Genomic DNA, 3,720 nt, shown 5'->3' on the forward strand with positions numbered 1-3,720 from the left:
CGTGCATGAGCTCTTTCAACAAACATCATTTAACGCAGAAGAATTGACCGTCGTATGGCAAACCATCAACGTTGAACATGGTTGTCACTACTGCGTTCCTGCTCATAGTGCGATCGCGGCGTCAATGAAAGTGGATCAGGAGATTGTTGATGCTCTCGTCAACCAAACACCATTGGCAGACGAAAAACTTGAAACACTACGAGAAACAACGCTTCAAATGGTGCGTCAACGTGGTGTAGTGGAAGAGTCTCAGATAGAGAAGTTCTTTGCGGCAGGTTACGGACAGCAGCAACTGCTTGAAATTGTACTTGGTCTAGCGCAAAAAGTGATGAGTAACTACACCAATCACCTAGCTGACACCCCGGTTGATGCACCTTTCAAGAAGTTCGCCAAGTAACTTAAGCTTTTATTACTGGTCCCATTCATGGGACCAGTAAAGCTTTGTTGCATGGCGCTTCGCTAGTGTGTGCTGACCCCTAATTACAACGGCGCAACGTCGGTTCCCCCTAAAGACTGGTAAAGCGTAACCTGAGTGAGAAACTGGTTGTAGCGGTTTTCCAACAAAGAAGCTTGCGCGTTTCTGGTGTCTTCTTGTGCATTCAAATAGTCCATGATCGACGTCGAGCCATACTGATACCGCGCAGCATAAATGGACTCAGCGGCACTTGCGGCATCATATTGCTCTTGTAAACGCGCCGCCTGATACTTCAATTTTTCGCGTGCTGACAAGGCATTTTCGACATCTTGGAATGCGGCGTACAACACTTGGCGATAACTCACAATGGCCGATTGATAGTCTAAATCGGCAATGGCTTGGCTATTTTTCATCTCATTCCACTGCAAAAACGGTAGCGTCATATCCGCACCTAAGCTGCCAATCGGGTTGGAAAGCAGGTCTTTAAGCGCTTGTGATGATCCACCCAGAGCCCCAGTGAGCGTCAGCTTGGGCAAGTAGTCCAAATCTGCTGCGTCTTTATTTGCTAGCGCGGCTTTGACTTCATAAATCGCTGCTTTAATGTCGGGTCTGCGGATCAATAAATCAGACGGAGCACCAACACTCAACGATGGCATATCGCCTTCAGGCAGCATTTGGATGTTTGCACTGATGCTCTTCGGCGGTTGATTGAACAAAATCGCAAAGGCGTTGTTTGCCTCAAGTAAACTCTGTTCAAACTCACTTTGCTGCGCTTGTAAGCTTGCCAACGTACGTTTGGCTTCAAGCACATCTAACTGATCCACAGCGCCAAGTTGGTACTGTTTTTCAATCAATTGTAGCGTTTGAGCTGCGTCTTCCACATTACGCTGACTGAGGTTTAAGCGCTGTTTCAGATAGCCGATTTGCCAATATAACGATGCCGTCGTTGCCACCAAACTTTGTGCGGTCGCCTCGCGATCTTGTTGACTTGCCATCGCCGTCCACTTGGCTTGGTCAACGTCCGCCGAGATTTTTCCCCACAAATCCAACTCGTAATTGACGGACAAGTTAGTGCTGTAGCTATCTGCCGATTCCCCGCCATCAAGAGATTTTTGAACTTGTCCTGATGTGGAAGAACTCAACGTAGGGAAAAGGTCATCTTGCGCTAAACCCAGCTGTAAACGCGCTTTCTTTAGCGTTAGCGTTGCCAGCGTCAAATCGTTGTTTTGAGCCAACACCTGAGTAATGTATTGATTAAGCGTTGGGTCGTTAAACGCCAACCACCAAGGATCCATACTGACATCACCCGCAACATGCATCTGTTGCCAATTTGCAGGCACTTGCACCTCAGGAGCTTGATAGTCGCTACGCATAAGCGAACCACAACCTGACAACCACACTGCGCTTAAGGCAGCCGCGACCAATCGAGTTTTGAATTTCATTGTGTTACTCATTTTTAGTCTCTCGCTAGCGCTTCTATCGGATCGAGTTTGGCGGCATTGCGAGCGGGTAAAAAGCCGAAAGCGATGCCAATCAACGTTGAGCAAATAAACGCCCAGATGATCGAGTTCATTGAGTAAATCATTTGGAAGCTGCTGCCAGATGTACTGAATGCAAAACCAATCAAAAACGCCAAGCCAATACCAGCAATGCCACCACACAAACACACCAGTACCGCTTCAATCAAAAACTGACGCAAAATATCCGCTTGCCGCGCACCCACAGCCATTCGCACACCGATCTCTTTCGTGCGCTCTGTCACCGACACCAACATAATGTTCATTACGCCAATTCCGCCGACAATTAGTGAGATCACCGCAATCGCTGAGATCAGTAACGTCATGGTTGCGGTGGTTTTCTCGATGCTCTGACGAATGGTGTCAGTGTTAATCGTGAAGAAATCTTCTGTACCGTGGCGCATTTTTAACAAGTTGATGATGCTCTGCTCTACCGCCGCACTTGGGGCGTTCTCATCAATCCGTACAGTAATGCCGTTGAGGTAGCGTTGTCCCATCATGCGTCCCGACATAGTGGTGTATGGCACCCAAATTTTCAGCGCGTCGCTGTTACCAAACGCGTCTTCTTTTTTCTGCGTGACACCCACAATACGCACTGGCAATGAACCAAGAAAAATCACTTCACCAATCGGATTTCTATCCGCAAACATTTCCTTTCTGGTGTTGTCATCAATCACTGCTTCTTGGGCGAGTGAGTTCACGCTCTCTTCATCCCAAAACTGACCTTTGGCAATCTCATAACCGCGCACACGGAAATAATCTTCCCCAACCCCTTCCACAGACGCGGTTGCATCCTGATTGGCGTAACGCACGGTTAAGCTGTTGGATAAAGACGGCGTGACACTGTCGACAAAAGGTAGACTCTCCAACGATTTAGCATCGTCGGCGGTTAGCGTTTTCACTCGTCCGGAGCGGCGGTCACCAAACCCTTTGCCCGGCCTGACATCAATGGTGTTTGTTCCCATGGATGAAATATTCGACAAAATTTGCTGTTGTGAACCATTACCTAGTGCCACCACGGAAACCACCGAGGCTATACCAATAATGATGCCGAGCATGGTCAAAAACGTGCGCATTCTGTGGCTAGACATCGCCAGCAGCGCCATTTTTAGCGCGTCAATAAAACTGTCCCACTTCCACCACTTACTGGCGGCTTGCGCTGGGCGATGAAAAGATGCGCTCGGTGTCTTTGCTGCTTGCTCATTGATTACAACTTGTGCATTTGGCGTATCTGCAATGATTTCACCATCTTTGATTTCAATGATGCGATCCGCAAAGTTCGCCACGTTCATATCATGAGTCACTAAGATGATAGTATGCCCAAGTTGATGCAACTCTTTAAGCAGTGCCATCATCTCTTGCCCACTGTGACTGTCTAATGCGCCAGTGGGCTCATCAGCGAGAATCACCTCACCACCGTTCATCAGTGCACGAGCAACACTCACGCGCTGTTGCTGGCCACCACTCAGTTGGCTGGGCTTGTGGGTCAAACGATCTTCCAGCCCCAAGCGAGCCAATAGTGACTGCGCTCGATCCGTTCTTTGACGATGAGGAACTCCCGCGTAAACCGCCGGTACTTCCACGTTTGCCACCGCGGTTAAATCCCCCAGCAGATGGTAACGCTGGAATATAAAGCCAAAATACTCGCGGCGTAGTTCCGCCAGTTGATCAGATTCCAACGTCGAGACATCTTGCCCATTAATGAAGTATCGACCGCTGGACGGTTTATCCAAGCAGCCGAGCACATTCATCAGCGTCGATTTACCTGAACCTGATGCTCCCACGATC

General features: G+C 48.7%; 3 protein-coding genes. 1 reads left to right on the forward strand and 2 read right to left on the reverse strand.

Annotated elements, in window-relative coordinates; all coding sequences use genetic code 11:
* Window positions 1-397, forward strand: a 397-nt coding sequence (locus IQR33_RS08815; RefSeq protein ID WP_193843646.1) for a carboxymuconolactone decarboxylase family protein, incomplete at its 5' end; no start/stop codon positions are given.
* An 83-nt stretch (window positions 398-480) separates the two neighbouring features.
* Here IQR33_RS08815 and IQR33_RS08820 read toward each other — a convergent pair.
* Together IQR33_RS08820 and IQR33_RS08825 are read right to left on the reverse strand one after the other, a co-directional pair.
* The gene (locus IQR33_RS08820) at window positions 481-1,857 is read right to left on the reverse strand and encodes an efflux transporter outer membrane subunit (protein ID WP_017635084.1); all 1,377 of its coding nucleotides are present in this window, start codon (window positions 1,855-1,857) and stop codon (window positions 481-483) included.
* 14 nt (window positions 1,858-1,871) lie between these two features.
* The coding region (locus IQR33_RS08825; protein WP_228013814.1) for a MacB family efflux pump subunit at window positions 1,872-3,720 on the reverse strand (1,849 nt) is incomplete at its 5' end.

Source organism: Vibrio sp. OPT46 (genome assembly GCF_015163535.1).
Lineage (GTDB): Bacteria > Pseudomonadota > Gammaproteobacteria > Enterobacterales > Vibrionaceae > Vibrio > Vibrio alginolyticus.